This window comes from Metabacillus malikii (assembly GCF_030813355.1).
In the GTDB taxonomy this organism is placed as follows: Bacteria; Bacillota; Bacilli; order Bacillales; family Bacillaceae; genus Metabacillus; species Metabacillus malikii.
In genome coordinates, this window is sequence record NZ_JAUSUD010000024.1 from 1 (window position 1) to 21,260 (window position 21,260).

At 36.9% G+C, this 21,260-nt stretch carries 24 protein-coding genes and 1 pseudogene; 21 read left to right on the forward strand and 4 right to left on the reverse strand.

Features of this window, described 5'->3' with window-relative positions:
- Positions 1 to 383: 383 nt before the first annotated feature.
- The 4 genes from J2S19_RS18780 to J2S19_RS18795 all read left to right on the forward strand — a co-directional run bounded on the left by J2S19_RS18780 (position 384) and on the right by J2S19_RS18795 (position 2,258).
- Positions 384 to 638 (forward strand): hypothetical protein, encoded by a 255-nt coding sequence (locus tag J2S19_RS18780; protein WP_307344961.1) that lies wholly within the window; start codon positions 384 to 386, stop codon positions 636 to 638.
- Positions 639 to 949: 311 nt separating this feature from the next.
- Positions 950 to 1,102: a hypothetical protein gene (locus tag J2S19_RS18785; protein WP_307344964.1), complete on the forward strand. Its 153-nt coding sequence runs from the start codon at positions 950 to 952 to the stop codon at positions 1,100 to 1,102.
- A 57-nt stretch (positions 1,103 to 1,159) separates the two neighbouring features.
- Complete coding sequence (locus J2S19_RS18790; RefSeq protein ID WP_307344967.1) at positions 1,160 to 1,378, forward strand: hypothetical protein; 219 nt, start codon at positions 1,160 to 1,162, stop codon at positions 1,376 to 1,378.
- 451 nt (positions 1,379 to 1,829) lie between these two features.
- Entirely contained in the window at positions 1,830 to 2,258 is a 429-nt protein-coding gene (locus tag J2S19_RS18795; RefSeq protein ID WP_307344970.1) for a hypothetical protein, read from the forward strand.
- A gap of 148 nt (positions 2,259 to 2,406) precedes the next feature.
- Here the strand turns inward: J2S19_RS18795 and J2S19_RS18800 are convergent, their stop codons facing one another.
- Positions 2,407 to 2,634 (reverse strand): helix-turn-helix domain-containing protein, encoded by a 228-nt coding sequence (locus J2S19_RS18800; RefSeq protein WP_307344972.1) that lies wholly within the window; start codon positions 2,632 to 2,634, stop codon positions 2,407 to 2,409.
- 135 nt (positions 2,635 to 2,769) lie between these two features.
- On the opposite strand from J2S19_RS18800, the gene J2S19_RS18805 reads away from it, so the two are divergent.
- From J2S19_RS18805 to J2S19_RS18855, 11 genes and pseudogenes are all read left to right on the forward strand, one after another.
- Positions 2,770 to 3,267 carry a hypothetical protein gene (locus J2S19_RS18805; RefSeq protein ID WP_307344975.1) on the forward strand — a complete coding sequence of 166 codons (498 nt, stop codon included), beginning with the start codon at positions 2,770 to 2,772 and terminating at the stop codon, positions 3,265 to 3,267.
- Positions 3,268 to 3,765: 498 nt separating this feature from the next.
- On the forward strand, positions 3,766 to 3,939 hold the full coding sequence (locus J2S19_RS18810) for an HNH endonuclease (protein ID WP_307344978.1): 174 nt from the start codon (positions 3,766 to 3,768) through the stop codon (positions 3,937 to 3,939).
- A gap of 125 nt (positions 3,940 to 4,064) precedes the next feature.
- Positions 4,065 to 4,493, forward strand: coding sequence for a 3-hydroxyacyl-ACP dehydratase FabZ (gene fabZ, locus J2S19_RS18815; RefSeq protein ID WP_075983110.1), 429 nt, complete (start codon positions 4,065 to 4,067; stop codon positions 4,491 to 4,493).
- 179 nt (positions 4,494 to 4,672) lie between these two features.
- Positions 4,673 to 4,924: pseudogene (locus J2S19_RS18820) on the forward strand (hotdog domain-containing protein); the annotation flags it as partial.
- Positions 4,925 to 5,368: 444 nt separating this feature from the next.
- Positions 5,369 to 5,749 (forward strand): hypothetical protein, encoded by a 381-nt coding sequence (locus J2S19_RS18825; RefSeq protein WP_307344983.1) that lies wholly within the window; start codon positions 5,369 to 5,371, stop codon positions 5,747 to 5,749.
- Between the two features lie 586 nt (positions 5,750 to 6,335).
- Positions 6,336 to 6,581: a spore coat associated protein CotJA gene (locus J2S19_RS18830; protein WP_307344986.1), complete on the forward strand. Its 246-nt coding sequence runs from the start codon at positions 6,336 to 6,338 to the stop codon at positions 6,579 to 6,581.
- Between the two features lie 21 nt (positions 6,582 to 6,602).
- Positions 6,603 to 6,854 carry a spore coat protein CotJB gene (locus J2S19_RS18835; RefSeq protein ID WP_307345178.1) on the forward strand — a complete coding sequence of 84 codons (252 nt, stop codon included), beginning with the start codon at positions 6,603 to 6,605 and terminating at the stop codon, positions 6,852 to 6,854.
- Between the two features lie 35 nt (positions 6,855 to 6,889).
- Positions 6,890 to 7,459 (forward strand): spore coat protein CotJC, encoded by a 570-nt coding sequence (gene cotJC, locus J2S19_RS18840; RefSeq protein WP_307344989.1) that lies wholly within the window; start codon positions 6,890 to 6,892, stop codon positions 7,457 to 7,459.
- A gap of 230 nt (positions 7,460 to 7,689) precedes the next feature.
- Positions 7,690 to 9,762: a hypothetical protein gene (locus tag J2S19_RS18845; RefSeq protein WP_307344992.1), complete on the forward strand. Its 2,073-nt coding sequence runs from the start codon at positions 7,690 to 7,692 to the stop codon at positions 9,760 to 9,762.
- Between the two features lie 9 nt (positions 9,763 to 9,771).
- Entirely contained in the window at positions 9,772 to 10,629 is an 858-nt protein-coding gene (locus J2S19_RS18850) for an ATP-binding cassette domain-containing protein (protein ID WP_307344995.1), read from the forward strand.
- Complete coding sequence (locus J2S19_RS18855; RefSeq protein WP_307344998.1) at positions 10,626 to 11,276, forward strand: hypothetical protein; 651 nt, start codon at positions 10,626 to 10,628, stop codon at positions 11,274 to 11,276. Before J2S19_RS18850 ends, J2S19_RS18855 begins: the two co-directional genes overlap by 4 nt.
- A 114-nt stretch (positions 11,277 to 11,390) precedes the next feature.
- Here J2S19_RS18855 and J2S19_RS18860 read toward each other — a convergent pair whose 3' ends face one another.
- Positions 11,391 to 11,831, reverse strand: a complete 441-nt coding sequence (locus J2S19_RS18860; protein ID WP_307345001.1) for a YwpF family protein — start codon at positions 11,829 to 11,831, stop codon at positions 11,391 to 11,393.
- 253 nt (positions 11,832 to 12,084) lie between these two features.
- Here J2S19_RS18860 and J2S19_RS18865 point away from each other — a divergent pair, with 253 nt between their 5' ends.
- Positions 12,085 to 12,432 (forward strand): single-stranded DNA-binding protein, encoded by a 348-nt coding sequence (locus J2S19_RS18865; protein ID WP_307345003.1) that lies wholly within the window; start codon positions 12,085 to 12,087, stop codon positions 12,430 to 12,432.
- 288 nt (positions 12,433 to 12,720) lie between these two features.
- Here the strand turns inward: J2S19_RS18865 and J2S19_RS18870 are convergent, their stop codons facing one another.
- Entirely contained in the window at positions 12,721 to 15,489 is a 2,769-nt protein-coding gene (locus J2S19_RS18870) for a DEAD/DEAH box helicase (protein WP_307345007.1), read from the reverse strand.
- On the reverse strand, positions 15,482 to 17,104 hold the full coding sequence (locus J2S19_RS18875; RefSeq protein WP_307345011.1) for an SWIM zinc finger family protein: 1,623 nt from the start codon (positions 17,102 to 17,104) through the stop codon (positions 15,482 to 15,484). The genes J2S19_RS18870 and J2S19_RS18875 overlap by 8 nt, the downstream gene beginning before the upstream one ends.
- Positions 17,105 to 17,359: 255 nt before the next feature.
- Here J2S19_RS18875 and J2S19_RS18880 point away from each other — a divergent pair, with 255 nt between their 5' ends.
- The 5 genes from J2S19_RS18880 (at position 17,360) to J2S19_RS18900 (ending at position 21,192) form a co-directional block, all read left to right on the forward strand.
- On the forward strand, positions 17,360 to 17,503 hold the full coding sequence (locus J2S19_RS18880; RefSeq protein ID WP_307345014.1) for a YwzD family small protein: 144 nt from the start codon (positions 17,360 to 17,362) through the stop codon (positions 17,501 to 17,503).
- A gap of 338 nt (positions 17,504 to 17,841) precedes the next feature.
- Positions 17,842 to 18,618 (forward strand): SDR family oxidoreductase, encoded by a 777-nt coding sequence (locus J2S19_RS18885; protein ID WP_307345017.1) that lies wholly within the window; start codon positions 17,842 to 17,844, stop codon positions 18,616 to 18,618.
- Between the two features lie 209 nt (positions 18,619 to 18,827).
- Positions 18,828 to 19,442 (forward strand): hypothetical protein, encoded by a 615-nt coding sequence (locus J2S19_RS18890; RefSeq protein WP_307345020.1) that lies wholly within the window; start codon positions 18,828 to 18,830, stop codon positions 19,440 to 19,442.
- The gene (locus J2S19_RS18895) at positions 19,435 to 20,478 is read left to right on the forward strand and encodes an alpha/beta fold hydrolase (protein WP_307345023.1); all 1,044 of its coding nucleotides are present in this window, start codon (positions 19,435 to 19,437) and stop codon (positions 20,476 to 20,478) included. The genes J2S19_RS18890 and J2S19_RS18895 overlap by 8 nt, the downstream gene beginning before the upstream one ends.
- 138 nt (positions 20,479 to 20,616) lie before the next feature.
- Entirely contained in the window at positions 20,617 to 21,192 is a 576-nt protein-coding gene (locus tag J2S19_RS18900) for a transposase (RefSeq protein ID WP_307345025.1), read from the forward strand.
- Positions 21,193 to 21,260 lie beyond the last annotated feature (68 nt).

The following is a 21,260-nucleotide window of genomic DNA, read 5'->3' on the forward strand; positions in this document are numbered from 1 at the left end:
CTTACTAAATTCGACATTTTGGGGAGGTACTCCTTTTTTTAGTGCTTGAAAGCCTTGAGCCCGTAGGGCTCAGATTTACGAAATTGATTCACTTAAACAATTATTAAATGGAAATCCTGACATGAAAATGATAATTACTCATAGGTTGTAATAATGATCTAAGGGATAAATGATTAAAATTAGTACATATCTATTAATAATTCTATCAATATTTACTATTGTCCTCTTAGTTCAGATAAACTAAAGGGCTTTGTAAATATAACAATGATTATTGCTTCTTATCTTGTTGAACTAAACCAGTTTAGTACAATAAACAATCCAGAGCTCAATTAATTTCCAATTAATGTTATAATCTAATTAAGTAAAATTAAAAGGAGATGCTTATGCTTAAATATGTAAAATTCAAAAAAGTATTTATTGCATCAATGCTTTTTATATCTTTCTTTTATATCTTTTCATCTATACAAAAAAGTGCAGAACCTGAATCTGTAGATTCAATTGATAACAAGAATTTACCTATTAAAGATAAAAGCAAAATTCAAAGTGAAGACCCTGTTTATAAGGAAACAGGTGGCTTATACACTGAGGAAGATTTTGAAAGTGCAATTCCTGCGGATATGCCTTCATTAAAAAAGTAGACACCAACAACCTTTAAAATTTAAATTAGATGTATTAATACTTTTGAAGATTATCACTTAAATTATAAGGTGCGATACTTCTATACCGAAGTATCGCTTTTCCTAGTTAAACTAAGATAATAAAACTTTTCAAATTTTACCCAACAACGGGGTGCGTCCTAAATGATAAAAGGCTGTGTAGAATTATCTTGCATATTGAGTTAACGATGCAGAATAGTTGAATTTTATTATTTCCACTTCCTCCCAAAAGTACGGTTATTAATGCTAAAATTAAAGTGTAGTAAAAGCTAGAGAAGGAAGGAGCAATTTTAATGGTGGTTGGTCTATTTTTATTAGGAATAATACTTCTGATTATAAGTTTTTTAACACCTATTGCCTCAGGAACAACTTTATTGATTTCTGTATTTTTATTTGCTGCTGCAATCGTGTTCTTATATAAAAAAAGAAGAAGATTAAATTCTTGATTCTAAATTAATAGTTAGCGTAATTAATTATTTTTAAGTGTGGGTGATGATTTTTAAGTGAGTAAAATTAAAATACGGGTTCAAGATACTATCATAGAAATTGAAGAAAATGAAAGGTATTATATTGAGGTTGAGGATAGAACCTTTGTCGGTACAATTCTTAAGAATATGGATTTTGACTACGACGGTCGGGTATTCTTTTACATCTTCATTGATGAAGAAAACGAAGATTATCAAATTGTAGAAGATGAGATTATAAAAATTAAAAAACTTTAAGTATAATTATTGTCTTCTTGTGCTAACGGGAGTGATACTTCAATAAAGAGGTGTTGCATTTTTATTAAACTAACGATGCAGGTTAGTGGAAGAAAATAGGAGCGGTAAACAGAGGTATTATGTTAAGATAAACATACTTAGGTTTTAAATTGAAAGGACTATAAATATGAAAAGGTTAAAATATTTACTATTATTTATGTGTTGTTACTTTTTATTAACATTCTTCTATAGTGTGCTTGGCAGTAAAGGAGAAGTAATTCCTATTATACAGTTAATTTATGCAGGTATTTTTGGTTACCTTAGCTTCGTTATACATCAAAAAATGAATATTGCGAGTGATTAAGCGATACTTTATTAAAGAGTTATCGCTATTCTTATTGTACTAAAGGTGCAGAATAGTGGAATAAGTCGGTTGGGTTATTATGGTAATAATTGGATAAGGGGGATGGAATTGAATAAATTATTGATGATGTTAGTTATGTTAATTCTATTTACTGGTTGTTCTAACATGACAACCAAGAATGAAGAGAATACAGATTTACTAATTTCCGATGCTTTGACCTCTATTAGTGGAGTTAATGAAAGTTTTGATAGGCAAAATTTAAGTTATGAAATCACTATTATTAATAAGGGGAATGTTCCAATAATTGATGACTCTATCAAAGTAATTTTAACTGAATGGATTAATGAAAAACTAATAGAACATGAAATAACAGAGAAAAGATTTAATGAAGACAACATAATAGTTAAGGGCTATGTTGTTTTCGATTCCAAAGGTTTGACTAAGAACGATATTGTAGAAAATAAATCCTATATAAATGGAATTAATATCGAGACTATGAATGGTAAGGAAATACTAATTGAACATAAATATGATTAACTTGTGAAGAATTACACTTAAAGTAACGGGTAGCTTTAACACAATAAGGGATAAAACTAAAGAGCCTAAAATATGCAAGTTTTTATGCACTACTTGCGTATTTTGGCTCTTTTTTATTCTTAAAATATACTGCCACTTATAGCCTTTTTTAATTGCCAAATACATCTTCTACCTCTTTTATTAATTCAGAAGGAGACATTTGTAGTTCCTTTGCAAGCTTAAAAATTGTATCTAAGGAAGGCTGTCTTTTACCTCTCTCCAATAAACTAATGAAGGTCCTATCTAATTTACATCGAAATGCTAACTCTTCTTGATTTAGACCAAGCTCTTTTCTACGAGTACTTAAAACAAATCCAAAGGCTTTCTCAACCCCCATAAAATCACCGTCCTTTTTTGAATTCTTATTTAGAATCCAAAGGACGTCCACGGACTATAGTCTACAAGGAAGGTGACAATTATGTTATTGTAAGTAATGATGACTATAGTCTGCATTTCGAAAGGGAGTATGAATTTGTTTACTTATACTGAAATACCATCTGATTTATTTGAAAGAAATTTAAGTGCTGAGGAGTTGTATATTGAGATCTATAAATACAAAGTAAAGAGCTCAGGTGAAAAAGGTTTCAAGGTTGATGGAACCTGGATCAGCGTAGAATCAATAAATCTAGAAAAGAGAAATGAGAATTTTTTTGTACCATCTGTAATTTTTGGATTAGATGATAGTAAAGCAATCAGGGGAATCGATGTGATTATTTACACTTACCTTGCAAAAGTAGCCAGTTTAATTAAATCAGGAACTGTAAAGTTTGAGATTAGTGATTTATATAACAAAACAAAAATAAGGAAAACTCAGATAAAAACATCATTAAATAATCTTGCGAGAATGGGTATTATTAAACCTGACAAAAAGAGTGGTTATTACTTAATAGAGGAGTTGGACTTATTTTTCACAAACCCTGAACAGGTTATGGAAATTGAAAGAATGGCTAATTCAATCCTTAAAGATTGATGAGTTCACCCTTAATCACCTTAAAATTTCTTATAACATCAATGTTTTTCACTATATGTAAAGTATTGGGCTGAAATATTATAGTTTAATTTAAGATATTGGGATTTTGATAGGGTTACGAGGCGATTACTATGTCGGATATAGGTAGCTTTTGTTTACTTTATAAAAAGTGCAAGATATGTGGAGAAATAAAATACAAAACAGATTTTCCTCTATTGGGAGGGAAAAAGAATAAAGGCAAGAGAAGGTCATTCTGCAAGAGCTGTAAAGCAAGGAGATATGAAGTTGTTCTAGATAATACTTTGATATATAGCTTTGATACATCAATTTTGAATAAAAATGAGCTAATAATCATAAGGGGTAAGGACTAGTAATGATAAACGGTATGAGGACGTTATTGATTTAAAATTTGCAAGGACCTTAGTTGAAGAAGGCCGCGCAGGAATTGTTCATAAAGGATTAATACACAACCTATATAATAGGAAATCCTTCCGAATTATGATATTAGTGAGAGATAATTATACTTGTCACTATTGTGGGAATTATGGAGATACCGTAGACCATATTATCCCTAAATCAAAAGGGGGTTTAACTACACCTAAAAATTGTATCTGTGCTTGTAACGCCTGTAATAAAGAGAAAGCAGATCAGGATTATAATAATTTTCTTTAAAATTAGGCTTTTCATGTCCTTCTCTATATAAGGTCCATAGGGAATTTAAATTACCGCTCTGTTATTATATAATTAACAATGGAAAATTTTTTATTGGATAGAATAAAAGTGGAGGTGTTTTTAAAATGAAACTTAATATCGAACAAATTAAAGAAATTATTCCACATCGTTACCCTTTTTTACTTATAGATTCAATTGAAGAATTAGAACCGGGTAAACGGGCTATTGGAAAGAAAAATCTTACAGCGAACGAGGAAGTTTTTAATGGTCATTTTCCTAATTATGCTGTCTTCCCAGGTGTCTTAACTCTAGAAGCATGTGCACAAACTGGTGCGGTCGCACTTCTGTCAATGCCAGAGTATGCAGGTAAGATTGCTTTCTTCGCTGGGGTAGAGAAGTGCAGATGGAAACGCCAAGTTCGACCTGGTGATACTCTTATAATGGAAGTTGAATTATTGTCAATTCGTAGGGGAATCGGAAAAGGTAAGGCTGTTGCCAAAGTAGATGGTGAGACAGCTATGGAAGCTGAAATTATGTTTGCTGTTCAAAGCTAAAGTTAAATCTCCTTGTTTTTTATTATGTATAAGTTTTTATTACATATTCATTTTATATTTTTTAAAAGTTTTAAATGCATGTGTATATAAGAAAGTGTATAATGATAATAGTAAAATGTCCTTGAATTTAACGAATAAACACACTTAAGAACACATTAATCTACAACATATAACCCATAGCCCTTGCCCAAGTAGTTGGTATCGCTATGCTTCACAAAGAAGAAAACCATGGCCGTATTGCCTTTTTCACAGGAATCGATGGCTGCCGTTTCAAAAGACAAGTAAAGCCAGGAGACCAGCTTAAACTTGAAGTAGAAATCACTCGTGCACGTGGTGCGATCGTCAAAGCGACAGGTAAAGCAACAGTCGATGGTGAAGTCGCATGTGAAGCAGAGATGATGTTCGCTTTAGCAGCTGCAAAAGAAGAGTAGGATAAGAGAGCAATTTAACTTTTTATAGGTTAAATTGCTTTTTTTATTTAGGCTCTTTTCTAAGAGATTGTGGCTTTATGCACTAACCTTTTTAAGGGTTTGTTGGAGCGGAAGTGCGAGACTCCTGCGGGATGAGTGAGAGAGCTGAGACCCCGCAGGCGTTTACGCTGAGGAATACGATAGCCGCCGGAGCTAGACAGGCTCAGCACCCACCCCGCGGAAAGCGAGTACTGTAGCGGAGACAAACCCTAAACGACAACTGAGTTAAAAGCAACAATGTTTACGAAAACAGCCTTTATTTATTAAGAAACCTTCAAGTAAGACCAGAGCCTATGAGATTTTAATAAAAATTTGAAATAAATGTGGAATGAAAATAGTAATTTTGGAAATGCTAGTCATGGGCATGTGTAAATATGTTAACAAAATATGAAAGGAGAAATAAATATGAATAAAAAATGGCTCTTAACTTTATCTGGTTCATTATTAGCAGCTATGCTTGTAACAGGCTGTGGCGCAAATGATGATCAAGACCCAGCACCACCAGAAGATAACACCGAGGAAAATGCTCCAGCTGACGATGAAGGCAACATGGATGACAACAACGGCGGCACAGGCGAAAACAACGGTGACAATGGTGCAAACGAAGGTACGACAGGCAACAACGGTACAAATGAAGAAGGCAAAGACAACGGTACTGGCGGCCAAAATGATGAGAATGACGGTGCTGGTGACATTTTAGACGGTGCTGATGACAATAATAATGAAAATGGCACAAATGATGAGAACAACCCATTAAATCCAGATGAAGAAGAAGAGAATAAGTAATTGAGTGTAGAGGCTGACTGAATTGTAGTTGGCCTTTTTATTTTGGTGTGGGCGTGATGCGACGTGATGCGAGCGGCGAATTTTGTCGAATGGTAGATTTTTTTTAAAAGTTGACAAATTTTCCTCGAAAGTTGAGAGATTATCGCGAAAAGTTGAGAGATTTTTATTAAAAATTGACAGATTCCCTCATTTACGCCACCGATTTTGCCCGGGAAAATTGTGTTAAGCAACGGAGATGACAGCTTTTAGAATACGTTTTTGGTAGGAAAATAGAAAAAGTGCTCAGTTACTCAGTAGAATTAGAGCATTTTTTGAAAAAATAGACAAATCTTTAACAAAGTTCAGGGCTTCAGCAAACAGTTTTATGCCTCGAAAACAAGATAGTGGTCTATACTTATGTCCACCACGCCTCAACCATTATCCACACTAAAAGTACTGCTGTTCCCGACAAAGTGCACACCACCCGCCTTCCACCACATCAAAAGATACCAATTATATTCCAAAATCAATCATATCCACCAATCACCCCCGAATAAGATAGTGATAGGTAATTCCACATTAAGCATTCCCAAAAGAGGTGTAGATGATGAAAGTTCCTCAAAATGAGAAGCCGTCTTTTACGAGAGTGAAATATTATCAGCCGTACTACAGTCGCTTTGATCCTTGTCCTCCAATTGGTTTGAAGGTTTATTCAACACCGCCACATTTATATATGGGATTCCAACCAGCTAATTTGCAGCAGTTTTCTCCAAAGGTTGCGTTAAAAAAAGGTACATTATGGCCAGCGTTATATGACCCTTACCAAAATCCATATGAGGGAAAAAGGGGGTAGTAAGCGGTGAGTAACAAGCAAATGCCTGATGAGTACTACCAGCTGCTCGAGGAGATTCAAGCGGTCGACTTTGTGTTAGTAGAATTAACGCTTTACTTAGATACACATCCGAATGATTTACAGGCTCTTCAACAATTCAATCAATATGCAGCATATTGTAAGCAACTGAAGCAGCAATTCGAGGCAAAATTCGGCATGCTCCAGCAGTTCGGTGGGAGCTTTGCGGATGCGAATTGGAGCTGGGGAAGTGCACCTTGGCCTTGGCAAGTGTAAAAGTGAGCCACAACAACTAAAAGGAGTGCATCAACATGTGGGTTTATGAAAAAAAGCTGCAATACCCTGTAAAAGTAAGTACATGTAATCCGACACTTGCACGGTTTTTAATTGAACAATATGGCGGGGCAGACGGAGAACTAGCGGCCGCCCTCCGCTATTTAAATCAGCGCTATACAATCCCGGATAAAGTCATTGGACTGTTAAACGATATTGGTACAGAGGAATTTGCGCATCTAGAAATGATTGCGACGATGATTTATAAACTAACGAAAGATGCGACACCAGAGCAGTTAAAGGCTGCTGGCATCGCGCCACACTATGTAAACCATGACTCAGCTTTATTTTATGAAAATGCAGCAGGTGTACCTTTCACTGCATCCTACATTCAAGCGAAAGGCGACCCAATCGCGGACTTATATGAAGATATCGCGGCAGAGGAAAAAGCGCGCGCTACATATCAATGGATTATCGACCTCTCAGATGACCCTGATTTAAATGACAGTCTTGCTTTCTTAAGGGAACGCGAAATTGTGCATTCACAACGGTTTAGAGAAGCGGTTGAGATTTTGAAGGATGAGCGTGGGAAGAAGAAGTTTTTTTAATAGGAAAAAGGCTAAGGCTAGCTCAATAAAAAGAGCTAGCTTTTCTTATTTTATTTAAGTTCATATGTCATTTTTACTTTTCGACATAAAATTACATAAATAAGCATCTAACTGTGAAAAAGATCAGTTATATTGAACTATTTTATAATAATTTGTAGATTGGTATATTTTAGATTAAACTCTCACTAAAAAATGTAAATATATGATACGTGATACTTAGAGGTGTAATAATGGGCTTAAAAAAAATAATACAAACAACATTATTTTCCGGGAAAATAGTTATGAGAACTTGGGTAATCCCACTTTCATATTTACTGATACATAGTTATTTTATCTATATCTTCTATATATATCGCTATGACACATTTTCACCACCAACAGCATTAACCTCATCGAGTCAGTTGGTCATAGTAGGAATGTTAGCATACTTATTATTGGGTATTTGGATTGTTCGTATCGAAAACACTAGTAGTATGGAGGAGTTATCGAGTATTATTCAAAACGGACATTCCATGATGTTTATAGGTAAGTGCTTAGTTGGAATAATTTTTATACTTCTAGGTCAATTCATTATATTTGTATCCTACCTTGTCTTTTTCTATGGACAACCTATAATCGAATTTTCTTATTTCATAGCTGTTAATAGCTATATAAGTCTTTATTGGAGTGGTTCCTTTCTAATTGCCTATTTAATCGGGATGCTCCTTGCCAGTTTAATTAAGGGAAAATTTATCTACCCAGTTTCAATAGTGGTTTATTGTTTGTTAATCCCTATTAATTATGTTTTCTTAGAGTCTATAAATCGTTTTATAAAAGTCCCGTTAGATAAATGGTTAAACTTAGGGGAGCCGAATCCACATACTGTGTATCACGCTTTGTATGGTTTTTCCCTGGAGTCTTTTCATATATGGAAAAAGCTATTTTTGCTAACAATGTTACTAAGTATATTTCTGGTTTTGTTTATCAAAAAGGGGTTCATTCGCATAAGTAAAAAGCTATTATTACTGATGATTGTTTTTTTACTTATTATTACTTCTACTGCTTTAGAAATTTCAAAAGAAAAGCAGTTATTAAATGATGATAGCACTAGTTTAATTGACTACTATCGAAAATATAAACCAGATAATATAAATCAAAAACAATATTTAGAGCTAGAAAATGTAAAGATTTTTTTAGAACCACGGGAACAACTGCAATTAAATGTAGAGATTGAAATTGTTAATGTAGGGGAAGAGCGTTTAAGTAAGCTTTTTTTCACACTCTTCCATGAATTTGAAGTTAACAAAATAGAGACAAATGGGGAAAAATTAAATTTTCTCCAAAATGGAGATATGGTTGAAATTCAATTAAATCATGAGCTAGAAAAGGGTCAAAGAGTCAGCTTGTCATTTGATTATGATGGACTTCAAACAAACCTGTACTTTGGTAATCAGCAAGCTGTTTACTTACCAAGTCATTTTCCTTGGATACCAAGCATTAATGTAGCACCTGCATTTGATATTGTTTCGAACCAAAACGGCTTGCATAGAATTTCTCATAAATATTTGAAGGAAACAAAATATCAGCTAACAATCAATTACAATAATAAAATTTATACAAATCTAGATAAGCAGGGAGGAAATACGTGGAGTGGGTATAGTTCTTCTGGTGTAACTGTTATGTCTGGAATGTTGAATGAAAAGAAGTATGAAGATATGACATTTATATACCCAGTCACCTGGGAGGATGCCATACATGGTTTTGGTAAATTCGAAGCATATATTAACAGGGTATATGGCGATTTATCCAATGGATTTACAACATTAGCTGTAGAAAAGCCAAAAAACATTTACTTTCTACCTACAACGAATATTAGTGACAGTTTAATAGGTGAGAGCTCTTTTGTTGACCATGGCAGCCTTATTATAGGAATTCCGATTTATGTAGAACCAAACCGAGATTATTTTAATTACTTTTTAGCTGAATTAACGTATGAATTGGTACCAGCATATACAACAAAGGATTTAGCATATGAAAAACAGCAATACGAATTTAACAGCTTATTTAATCACGTATATGCTCAACTAATCAATAAACAATTGAGTTTAGATGATGATTCGGATTATTTGGAAAGCTTTATAGAACATAAATTAACTATTTCTAGTAAGGTAGACTCTGTATTAGAAGAATTACGAGCATGGCTTAAAACAGACGAAGCATATAACAGTCATCACCCTGTCTATGAAGAGTGGTATAACTTAGTTCGGGAAGGAAAAGGTTGGGACGAGTTAAATACATTGTTAAAGAAACACATTAGTATGTGAGGTGACTACATGGAAACAGTTGTCTTAAGTAATATAAGTAAAAAGATAAAAGGAAAAGAAATTATAAAGAATGTAAATATTGAGTTAAATGGATCAGTTGGTTTACTGGGGCCGAATGGAGCAGGAAAGACAACTTTAATGAGAATTTTGACTACACTAATTAAACCTAGTAGTGGCTTGATTCGTGCTGGTGAACTTAAATGGGAGAATAAGACAGAAGTGAGAGGTCATATAGGCTACTTGCCCCAACACTTTTCTATGTATAAGAATATGACAGTTATTGAATGTCTTAATCATATCGCATTGTTAAAGGATGTTGATACCGGAAAGAGGCACAATATCATCCAATCAACATTAGAAGAGGTCAACTTAGTAAATGTGCAATCACAAAAAATGAAACAATTATCTGGTGGAATGCTAAGACGGGTTGGCATAGCCCAAGCATTAATAGGTAACCCAAAGCTTCTAATAATAGACGAGCCAACAGTTGGTTTGGATATTGAAGAAAGAGTGCGTTTTAGAAGCTTACTGAGGAGACTAGGCCAGAACCGTAATATAGTCATTTCTACGCATATCGTAGAAGATATAGAGACTACGTGTGATAAAATTTGTATTTTGAAAAATGGGGAAGTTATTAAATTTGGAACGAAAACGGAAATATTGGATTGCGTAAAAGGAAAAGTAGCAGAAAAATCATATTTGCTTGAAAAGGTGAATTTAGATTCATTAAGAGTCATTTCAACTAAGGAGAGTGAAGGGGAGTATATTGTTAGATACTTCACAACAAATGATAAAGAAGATAATATCGTCGAACCAACTTTAGAAGATGCATATTTATTCCTAATCCAGGAACGAGAAGAAGTATGAAGAGTATAAGAAAAATTGATATTCCTTTCGAGTTAAAAACAATGGGATTGTCAGCTGTTCTACCGATAATTGCTTTCCTTATTCTAGTATTTCTTAATTATACAGATCAAGGACCAGAAATTACAAGAATGCTGTCTATATTAATTGAATTTGTGATTTGCCCACTCGCTGCATGGTGGTGTATTTATTTGTTTATTGATTATTATGAGGATAATATGGAGGAAGTTTTATTTACATATCCAGTATCAGCATTATACCATGGGGTTCTTCGTTCACTTATTTTTTTAACATGTTTCTTGGTGATTTTTACAGTTTGCCTAATCCTAATATCTCAAAAACATGAAGAAATATTATTTAGTATGCAAGTTCTTCAGTACCTGCCCCAATGTCTCTTATATGGAGCGATTGGCTTTAGTTTAATGGTCGTAACAAAAAATATTGTCATTCCAATTCTCTGTATTGTCGGTTATGTAGCTGGGAAGTACTTCACTGGAGGCTCAAAGTTATTCCCAGTTTACAACATCATGTTTTATGAAATAGAAAGTTCCTATCAGTTAGTAATAGAAAAAGCTCTAATTAACATAGGATTAGCATGCTTATTCTTCTTAGTAGGGCATTGGTTATTAGCGAAGGGAAAACATATATGATTTTTGTAAAAATATTAAGAGTGTAAATTAGATAAGTTCTCCAATAGTTTTGTTATGCACTCTACCTTAATTTATAGACGATTGAAAGGCTAGCTCACCAATCAGAGCTAGCCTTTATAATTTCGTCGTTTCCTTACGTATATTCACATTTTCAGTAAATGCATCAATCAAGCTGTCGCCAGTGAGCCCTTTGCCCATTAACGTGCGCAGTAATACTTCAGGGTCGTGAAGTGGCCGTGAGGCGATAAGGTGCCCATCTAATAAAATCGACATATGCTCTTCTAGTGGAGTAATTGTCCGAACTTTTGCAATGATTTGTGCTGGTGTGTTCGTTTTTTTAGAAATTGTCACGAATGCTCTAATTTGTGCTTGTGACTGATGGAGCTTTTCAAAAAAGTCATGCAAATCCTTGCTAATTAATGCCTCAATAAGCCATGAGTTCTCGCCGTCCTCACGATTTAACACGAGCCCATCCTTTAATTCAATTTCTTGTAACCGTTTCTCACTTGCTGCTTCATATTCAACCTCAAGCCCAACAAGTTTAAATGTTTTCACATCAATCACCCTTTTATTTGGATTGTCCGGTTTAGCTACATTTATTATAGCATAGGAAAATTAGCGATATTTTAGTCTGAGCTTATGAAAATGAAAAAAACGAAATAGCTGATACTGAGGAAATCTGTCGAAATAGACAAGATGTGTGGACGATATCAAATATATGACAGTGCAAAATAAGGATTTGGATATTTTTCCAATTACGGATATTCATGTACAATGCAGTTGTACATGACAGGAAAGGAGGGAAAAGGTGATAAATCAAGTTATCTTAGTCGGTCGCTTAACAAAGGACCCGGAAATACGCTATACAGCAGATGGTGCCCCTGTTGCTAGCATTATCCTAGCTGTGAACAGGCAATTTCGCAATCAAGCAGGTGAAATTGATACAGATTATGTAAGGTGCACACTGTGGCGGCGGACTGCTGAAAATACAGCAAATTACTGCAGAAAAGGCTCAATCGTAGGTGTCACGGGACGAATTCAGACACGAAGCTATGAAAATAATGAACAAGCCCGCGTCTATGTAACAGAGGTTATTGCCGATTCAGTCCGGTTTATGGGTGGCAAACCTCGCGAACTTGTTGAGCAAGGAAGCTAGTCGATTTACATTCTTCACTTTAAGAGAAAATCAATAGTATTCCTCCACTAATCCCCATGCATGATGAGGGTAACTCAAGAAATGACACCCCTCCAACAACCACTGGTAAGGGGTTCCCTGAGTGACCCTCGTTTTTTCAAAAGAAAAGCGACAGCTACGTAACTGTCGCGTTAATGTGATACCTTTTTCTCAATCAATTTGATTAGTTTTTCCCATTGAGGGGCTTTTTTCTCAGTCGCTTTTTTGTCCTTTGGCTTTTGTTTCGGTGCCATACGTTGTTACCCCTTTCTAGCTCATTGATAACGTAAATAATTCCTCAAGCTCTTCACCGGATAGCTCTGTAATCCAGCTTTCACTTTGGATAATTTCATCGTTCAATGATTGCTTTTTATCGAGCATGACGTCGATTTTTTCTTCAATTGTACCCGTCGTAATCAGCTTATGAACATGGACGAAACGTTCTTGCCCAATCCGATAGGCACGGTCGGTCGCTTGGTTTTCGACAGCAGGATTCCACCAACGGTCATAGTGGATGACGTGGTTGGCAGCAGTTAAATTGAGCCCTGTACCACCGGCTTTTAAAGACAAGATTAGAAATGGGAATTCCTTGTTTTGGAATGCCTCAACCATTCGGTCACGGTCAGCCTTCGCTAAGCTTCCGTTTAAAAACAACACTTTCTCCGCGAATTCTTTTTCTAGCAGCTTTTTAATCATGTTGCCCATCCCGATATATTGCGTAAAGATAAGGCAGCTTTCATCCTGCTCTCGAATTACCCGTGTTAACTCGAGGAGCTTTTCAATTTTATGTGAGCGCGACACGAGCTGATTCGGGTGCTCCTCTTTTAAATAAAGGGCAGGGTGGTTACATATTTGTTTTAGTTTACCGAGCATTTTCAAAATTAATGCCTTTCGTTGCATACCGGCGAGTGAATTCACTTGTGCAAATGTATCTTTAACAAGCTGCTCGTATAAAGAAGCCTGTTCAACAGAAAGCGGGATATACTCTTTTTGCTCCTGCTTTTCAGGAAGGTTTAAAGCAACCTGTTCATCACGCTTTGTTCTTCTAAGTAAAAATGGCTTAATATATCGTTGCAGCTGTTCAATTTGTTTCACGTCACGGTCTTTCTCAATCGGGAGCACATAACGTTTATGGAAGCTATGGAGACTTCCTAAGTAGCCGCGATTCAAAAAGTCATAGATGGACCAAAGCTCAGTGAGGCGATTTTCCATCGGTGTACCAGTTAACGCAATATGGTGCTGTCCATGAAGTTTACGAATTGCTCGTGACTGCTTCGTATGCGCATTTTTAATGTTTTGCGCTTCATCAAGACATATGGTACTCCAAGTTACAGCTGAGAGCTCCTCATAATCAGCGTGTGAAAGGCCATATGATGTAAGGATCACATCTGCACCTTCAAGCGATGGAGGAAACTTATCTGCTTTCGGACGGTTTGGTCCATAATGGAGCTTGACTCGTAAATGTGGTGCAAACTTTTCAAATTCCTTTTGCCAGTTCCCGAGTACAGAGGTAGGTGCAATAATGAGCGCAGGCTGCTCAGGATTCTCATGTTCCTTAACATAAGAAAAGTAAGCAATCATTTGAATCGTTTTTCCTAATCCCATATCATCTGCTAGACAAGCACCAAACGAGACACTTCGTAAAAACAATAACCAGTCCACACCGTTTTGCTGGTAAGGTCGGAGTTCACCAGTAAATGCAGCTGGAACTTCATGTGTCGGCAGCTCACTCGTATCCGTTAACTTTTTCAACATCTTCCGCATTTGTTGGCTTAATTCAATTTGTATCGATGCGAAGGCACGCGAATCGAGGACATCATCATCGTCTTCCTCGTCAAGTTCCTTCGCGTGAAGTTCCTGATGTAAAATATCAGAAAGGTGCAATCCTTCTTTATCTGCTTTTTTCAATATCGCCTGTACTTGCTTAATGAAGGCAGGATCTAATTTAATCCATTGCCCGCGAAAATTAACGAGACGACGTTTTTGGGAAACAAGTGCTAAAAATTCCTCCTCACTCATTTCAACACCGTTTGTTGCGAAGCGCCAGTTGAAATCAATCAGCGAGTTCATTCCGACAAACGATTGTCCGCGTGGTGTAGAAGAGACCTTTGCCTTCAACATGAGCTGTGAATCTTTGACAACCTGCCACCATGACGGAAGTAGTATTTCAATGCCCATATTAATTAATGTTTCACTTGCGCTCGTTAAAAACAGCCAAGCTTCATCCTCAGTAATATAAGTTGTTCCTGTTTGAAAGCTAAGCCACGGAACAATTTCTGAAAAGCGGTCTTGCTCACGTTCAATTTTATCTAAGTAAGGCTGCCACTTCTTCTGTAAACGGTCAGGCCCTTGGTAATGATGAATGTCTTCTTCATTCTTTTTGTTGCGCAGTAAAATTTCAAGTTGCCAATCCTCGCCATCGATTTCCGGCTCATTGAGACGCAAGCCTACAGTAAACGGCGTATCATCAATGTGCCAGCCGATTTTTTCGAGAAAATCACTTTCATCAATAAAATGCCCATCGAATGTTTGCAAAACAGGAAAATCAGTAAGCAGCTCATCCCAGACAGCTTTTAAGTTTACATCATTTACAATCAGGTCCTCGAGTGCCGCGGAAAACCATTCGAGCGCAAATCCTTCGAGCTGGTTCGTCGCATCTTTGAAACGGAATGCTCCTTGCTTCCATGCAGCAAAATCAGGCACATACTGTTTATCCGAAATTAACTCATAAATTAGGTGTGCATCATTTGCTAAGCGCTGCGCATCATCAGACAACGTAATTGTCGCGAGTGAATTGTATGTTTCTTTCCCTAAAAGCTCGACCATCATCCATGGCGAGAGGAGAACGGAGGGCATGCCGATATAGCTAATATCATCCAGTTTCGTACCAAAGAATGATGACTCATGCCATGTGAACAAATAGCGGGAAAATTCCTCGACCTCAAGGGGTACATCATCTACTGCCGCTGTGCAATAAACATAGAATTGATAATCTTCAATTTGTTCCGCATGAACAACAATGTGAACCGTATTAATCATGTATTAGCTTTCCTTTCGTTAACTCTTCCTTCAAGGCACGTAACCGTTTATGCTCTTCAGCAAGCTGTCTAATATAGTTATCCCAAACTTCTTCACGTTTTAATTTTTTATATTGCGATTTCATTCGTTTTAAGTAACGGACCGCCATTTTATAATTAGCACGTGTCTTCAGCTTAATTTCTTCCTGAACCGATTTCGCGTACAATGGCAGGAGAATCCCAGGTTGTTTCTTCTCAATCTCTTTTAATACATATGTGTCAAAATCACTAAGTGCAAAGCCAAGCAGTGATTGTAACTCAATCCATGTTTTATATTCTTCTTTATTTAATAAGTAGTCATTATATTCTGAGTAGCTATACGGAAGCATTTGCCGACAAGCTTTTTCATATAGCGTGTGATTCCCTGTTGCATCTACATATTGCCGCATCACTTGGAGCATATAGCGGGCCGTATTGCGTTTCTCATGAAATGGCAGACTGCTATTTAAATAGTCAGGTGTGTTAGCTAACAAATACGTAATCCAGTTTGAAAGCCGACTCCAATTTTTCTTATTTAAAATATCATTTACCCAATAAAACGTGAACGGCAATGCAGTAGGTGATAACCCTTCGATTTGCTTAAACAGCTCCTCATCTTTTGATTGGAGAAAATTCATATGCAACAGTGCTGTTTCATACTCATTTTGAAAAGGAGAATCCTGACCCTGTACAGCGTTTAACCATTCTCTCTCAATTGAAATAAATTTATCTCGACGTAACAGCTCAACCCATAATAATTGATAAAGCTGAAGACGTTCATATTGAAAATTAGTACCGACATGCAGAAGCTCACGAAAACGTTCGACACTATCGGTTAGTAATGGATCCAGTGCAAATGGCAAGGCATATCGTTTCATCTCGCGGATTGCATTCGAAACATTTTCAATCAGCTGGTCTAGGTAAGGAAAAATAATTGATTGTAACATATAGTCAGATGGCTTCGTCTCATTAATTAGTTGAATGATTTTTAAAAATACTGTAACAGAAGCCTGAACATAGAAAAACTGCTTCATTTCAGGAGACTTCGGTGCCTTTTGTTTAAGTGTAGAATAATAATGATAATAAAGACTTTGGAAAAGCTGATGTGGCGAAGAAACCTGTTCATACCACGTGTCATACTCACGTTCAAAAAAGGCAATCCAGCTTGCAAGCGAGGAATCCTCGTATTCCTTTTCTTCCGTGAAAAATGAGCTCGCCTTTCGAACGTGCTTCTTTAACACATCATCAATTGGCTTTTCTTCCTTCCAATTGTCTACAAATGTACCAACGCGGTCTACACTTGCATATACATAAAGGAAAGTAGCAATCCGGTGCCGGCAAATCGTTTCTGAAGGACATGTGCATGTACTCAACACAAAATCATCCAAGTCTAATTCAACTTGGACATTTGTGACATCCTGAACTCGCGCAGAAACTGTATGGCTTGTCGTCGAGACATTATAAATGCTCCCTTGCCGAAACAAGATAAGCCCTTTTTTCACTAAATTGCGATGATCTTCCTGAACAGGTGATAACAATTGCTTAATTTGCTCACCGGCACCAAGAACAAGCTCCTTACTAAGTTCCTGACCAAGCATTCAACAAACTCCTTTCACGACAAAATCGTCGTACCGTACTTAATAAAAATACAAAAAATCCTAATTCTTTTATTATAACCGATCCAAGCCTTCTCAAAAAGCTTTTGGAGCAATGTAAGAAAAAAGGATAATACTTAATGCAAAAAGTCACGTAAGGAGTAAAGGATATTTATTCCATATTGCTATTTTAATTGGAAGTTAGTATAATAGTTTCATATTGTCTGATTATGTAAAAAAAGAAAGGGATTTGTATAAATGAAAGAAAGTCAGCTAAAACAAGAAGAGCTGCTACAAATTCTGTTACGCGCTCACGATAAAGGTGAAAAATCAACAGATATTACCACACATGAATTACTGCAAGACTTAATTTCGCAAATTAAAAAAGTATATGCTACTTGAATAATGATAAAAACGAGTGCCTTTGGTGCTCGTTTTTTATTTAGTGTCTATTGCTTTTTCTATTAAAAGTAGGTTTGGGTGTTAAGGGAGTGCAATGTCGAGTAATGCTTGTGAAATGTGCGGATTGTGTACTAAGGGTGGTCCGTTGTCCACGCTGTGACCTATTATTGAGGGATAGAGTCTAGTATTTTAGATGTTCAGCTATTTCCTCGGCAATATAGTGACCCTAGTAAAAATCAGGCGTATGCGAAAAACTATTTTCTAGCACATCTTAAGTAGATTTTGTTTATACTATAGTACGTTTGAAAATGTAAGAAAAGATAGGAGGAATAGAGACGTTGTTACTAGATGAACTATTCAATTTGTCCAATAAAACAGCCATTGTTACAGGTGGGGGTAGGGGACTTGGTGAAATCATGGCTCACGCCCTTGCAGATGCAGGTGCCAATGTTGTTGTTTGCTCACGGGATATTGACACGTGCAAGGCTGTAAGTGAAGCGTTAAAGCAAAAAGGAGTTCAATCGCTAGCGTTTGAATGTGATGTAACAGACCCTGCTCAGGTCGAGCATGTTGTAAACGAAACAGTTGCTCAATTTGGAACACTTGATATTTTAATCAACAACAGTGGCACATCATGGATTGCTCCATTTACAGACTTACCGGCTGATAAATGGGATAAAGTGATGGCTGTCAATTTAAAAGGAACATTCTTATTCTCGCAAGCAGCAGCAAAAGTTATGACAAAGCAAAAGTCAGGAAAAATCATTAACATCGCATCCATCTCCGGCTTTGGCGGCACGATGGACACCTTCATGAATGCAACAGCCTATAACACAAGTAAAGGCGCAATAATGACCTTCACAAAAGACATCGCTGTAAAACTAGCCCCACACAACATTCAAGTCAATGCAATTGCTCCAGGCTTCTTCCCAACAAAACTATCAGCACCCGTCCTCAACCACTTCAGCAAAAAAATTATCGCCCGCACACCACTAGGCCGAATCGGCGAACCAGACGACCTCAAAGGCGCCACCCTCTTCCTAGCATCAAACGCATCCAACTACATCACCGGCCACATCCTCACCCTAGACGGCGGCGCCACCGCAGTCGTTTAAATGAATTGGGGGGGACAGACCCCCAATGCGTTAAAGCGGTAAACCACTGGGGGACAGACCCCCAACCCTTTAAAGCGGTAAACCACTGGGGGACAGACCCCCCAACCCGTTAAAGCGGTAAACCACTGGGGGACAGACCCCCAACCCTTTAAAGCTGTAAACCATCGGGGGACAGACCCCCAACACATTAAAGGAGTGAAGCACCTCAAATGACGAGAGATAGAATTGATGAGTTTTATCGTAATATCAAGCGCCTAGCTCAAGGTAGTGAGGCACAGTTAAATGAACAGATTCAAAATTTGTTAAACCAAGAGGATGTTGTTCAGCAAATAGCAACTGAATCAAATCAAGCTGCGTCACTTCTAAGGAACCTCCAAAGGTATGATGACCTTGTTACGACTATCCTACGCATTCCAACAAAGGATGACATTGCAAATGTGGCAAAGTTACTCATTCAACTAGAGGATAAGATTGATAGGCTTGAAGAAGAACTAATAGATATACGTCCAGCGTTGGCTAACAACAACGATTCAGATGCATATAATCAATTAATAGAGGAGATGGAAGATATGTTAAATCAAGCATACAAAACTGTGAGAAAATTGGCAAAAGGTCTTAAGGATAATTACGGATTAAATCTAAATCCAGCAAAGCGTAGACGTTCAGCGTTACGGAAAGAGTTAGCATCTGTACTAAGAGACCAGGCATTACAAAATCTACAAAATCTATCAAACACAAATGCTGACACACCAATACGACAAACTACTTCTGTACAGGAAGCACCAATAGAAGTTTTAAAACGGAGATTGAGAAATCGTGGCTAACAGCAACGAAAATAAGGATTTAACAAATCGAGAAATCAAACGCTGGCAGGGTTATTTTAGCCAGTGGACCGAGGAACCACCTCAAGTCGGGCTAACACCTAAACAAGCAATATGGCAAAAGAATAAGGCAACACTATGGTATTACCCAACACCAAACAAACGATTCCACACACCAATTTATATAATCTATTCTTTTGTAAATAAACCAACCTTGCTAGACTTAGGGCCAAACATGAGTCTTATTGAATCATTCGGTAAAGAAGGATACGATGTCTATTTAATAGACTTTGGCATACCCGGCTACGAAGACAAAGATATGAAACTAGATGATTATATTAGTAGTTATGTCCAACCTGGAGCAAAACGAGCGCTACACCATTCAAATGCTGATGGCCTTACGATCATTGGATTCTGTCTAGGAGGAACACTCGCAACCATTTATACAGCTATTGCTGATGAACCGATAAAAAACCTTATTCTCCTTGCAACACCAATTGATTTTAGCACGATACCTTTCCTAGAAAACTGGGCACAGGCAATTAAGGATGGCACATTTGATGTAGCGGAAATGATTGATGTTGTTGGTCTAGTACCAGCCTCTGCAATGGGAGTGGGAATGCGCATCATCACCTCACCACTTTATTACAGCCCACAAGCAGCACTTCTTCAAAAAAGCTACGACGACACACATGTAGACAGATGGCGGCGCCTTAATATGTGGTCAGAAGAACATATTCCACTACCTGGTGCAACATTAAAGCAATTAATATACGAAATTGGAATGGAAAACAAACTAATTAAAAATAAGCTAGTCATCAATAATAAAAGAGTTTCTCTTAAAAATATCAAAGCAAATCTATATGCTCTCTCCACAACGTACGATAGACTCGTACCACCTGAACAACTAAAACCAATCATGAGCAAAGTCTCAAGCCGTGATAAAAAATTCCTTGAAGTAGACGGCGGCCACGCCAACCTAGCACTAAGAGGAGAAATCCCTGACTACTTTGCAGAATGGCTCAACCCACGTTCTTAAAAATGTATCTTAGGGGGACTGTCCCCCTAAAATGCATTTTTCAAAACGAAGCAGGAATCTGAAAAAACAACCACGAATTATAAATATGAAAGGGCAAAACAGCTCAGCTCAAAAAATAATAAAGAAAGGTGAATTAACATGGTAAGAAGAAACAGAATATGGTTTCCCGGCGCAACCTATCATATAACTGCTAGAGGAAACCGAAAGGAAAACCTATTTCAAGACAATGAAGATTACAACAAGTACTTAAGCCTCCTTAAGGAAACAAAGGAAACATACCCATTCCTCCTCCACTCCTACTGCTTAATGAACAATCACATTCATTTACAATTGGAAACAGGAGAAACCTCAATTAGTCAAATCATGGCGATGCTCCATACGAAATATGCAATTTATTACAACAAACGCCATTCACTCGTAGGACATGTCTTCCAAGGCCGATTCGGCTCAAAACTCATCCTTAGTACAAATTACTTCTTAACGGTAAATCGCTACATTCATCGAAACCCACTTGAGGCAAACCTCGTTATTAACCCTGAGGATTATAAATGGAGCAGCTACAGAACATACATAAACACTCCTACTAAAAACACTCTCGTTACCACAACGAAAACTCTCTCATTCTTTACAAATTCTGATATGCAGGCATATAAGAGATTCATTGAAGAAGAAACGGATAGTCCTTATATGATCCAAAAAAAAGAACTGAAATAACTTTGATCATAGGGTGGGGACAGTCCCCCACCGCTTTAAAGCACTGAGGGACAGTCCCCGCTACTCTA

Coding starts and splice junctions, on each gene's coding strand:
- J2S19_RS18850 (WP_307344995.1), top strand. CDS start 9,772: ATGGAAACAGTTGTCTTAAGTAATATAAGTAAAAAGATAAAAGGAAAA.
- J2S19_RS18780 (WP_307344961.1), top strand. CDS start 384: ATGCTTAAATATGTAAAATTCAAAAAAGTATTTATTGCATCAATGCTT.
- J2S19_RS18845 (WP_307344992.1), top strand. CDS start 7,690: ATGGGCTTAAAAAAAATAATACAAACAACATTATTTTCCGGGAAAATA.
- J2S19_RS18855 (WP_307344998.1), top strand. CDS start 10,626: ATGAAGAGTATAAGAAAAATTGATATTCCTTTCGAGTTAAAAACAATG.
- J2S19_RS18800 (WP_307344972.1), bottom strand. CDS start 2,634: ATGGGGGTTGAGAAAGCCTTTGGATTTGTTTTAAGTACTCGTAGAAAA.
- J2S19_RS18875 (WP_307345011.1), bottom strand. CDS start 17,104: ATGCTTGGTCAGGAACTTAGTAAGGAGCTTGTTCTTGGTGCCGGTGAG.
- J2S19_RS18890 (WP_307345020.1), top strand. CDS start 18,828: ATGACGAGAGATAGAATTGATGAGTTTTATCGTAATATCAAGCGCCTA.
- J2S19_RS18785 (WP_307344964.1), top strand. CDS start 950: ATGGTGGTTGGTCTATTTTTATTAGGAATAATACTTCTGATTATAAGT.
- J2S19_RS18825 (WP_307344983.1), top strand. CDS start 5,369: ATGAATAAAAAATGGCTCTTAACTTTATCTGGTTCATTATTAGCAGCT.
- J2S19_RS18810 (WP_307344978.1), top strand. CDS start 3,766: ATGATATTAGTGAGAGATAATTATACTTGTCACTATTGTGGGAATTAT.
- J2S19_RS18870 (WP_307345007.1), bottom strand. CDS start 15,489: ATGATTAATACGGTTCACATTGTTGTTCATGCGGAACAAATTGAAGAT.
- J2S19_RS18830 (WP_307344986.1), top strand. CDS start 6,336: ATGAAAGTTCCTCAAAATGAGAAGCCGTCTTTTACGAGAGTGAAATAT.
- J2S19_RS18835 (WP_307345178.1), top strand. CDS start 6,603: ATGCCTGATGAGTACTACCAGCTGCTCGAGGAGATTCAAGCGGTCGAC.
- J2S19_RS18880 (WP_307345014.1), top strand. CDS start 17,360: ATGAAAGAAAGTCAGCTAAAACAAGAAGAGCTGCTACAAATTCTGTTA.
- J2S19_RS18900 (WP_307345025.1), top strand. CDS start 20,617: ATGGTAAGAAGAAACAGAATATGGTTTCCCGGCGCAACCTATCATATA.
- fabZ (WP_075983110.1), top strand. CDS start 4,065: ATGAAACTTAATATCGAACAAATTAAAGAAATTATTCCACATCGTTAC.
- cotJC (WP_307344989.1), top strand. CDS start 6,890: ATGTGGGTTTATGAAAAAAAGCTGCAATACCCTGTAAAAGTAAGTACA.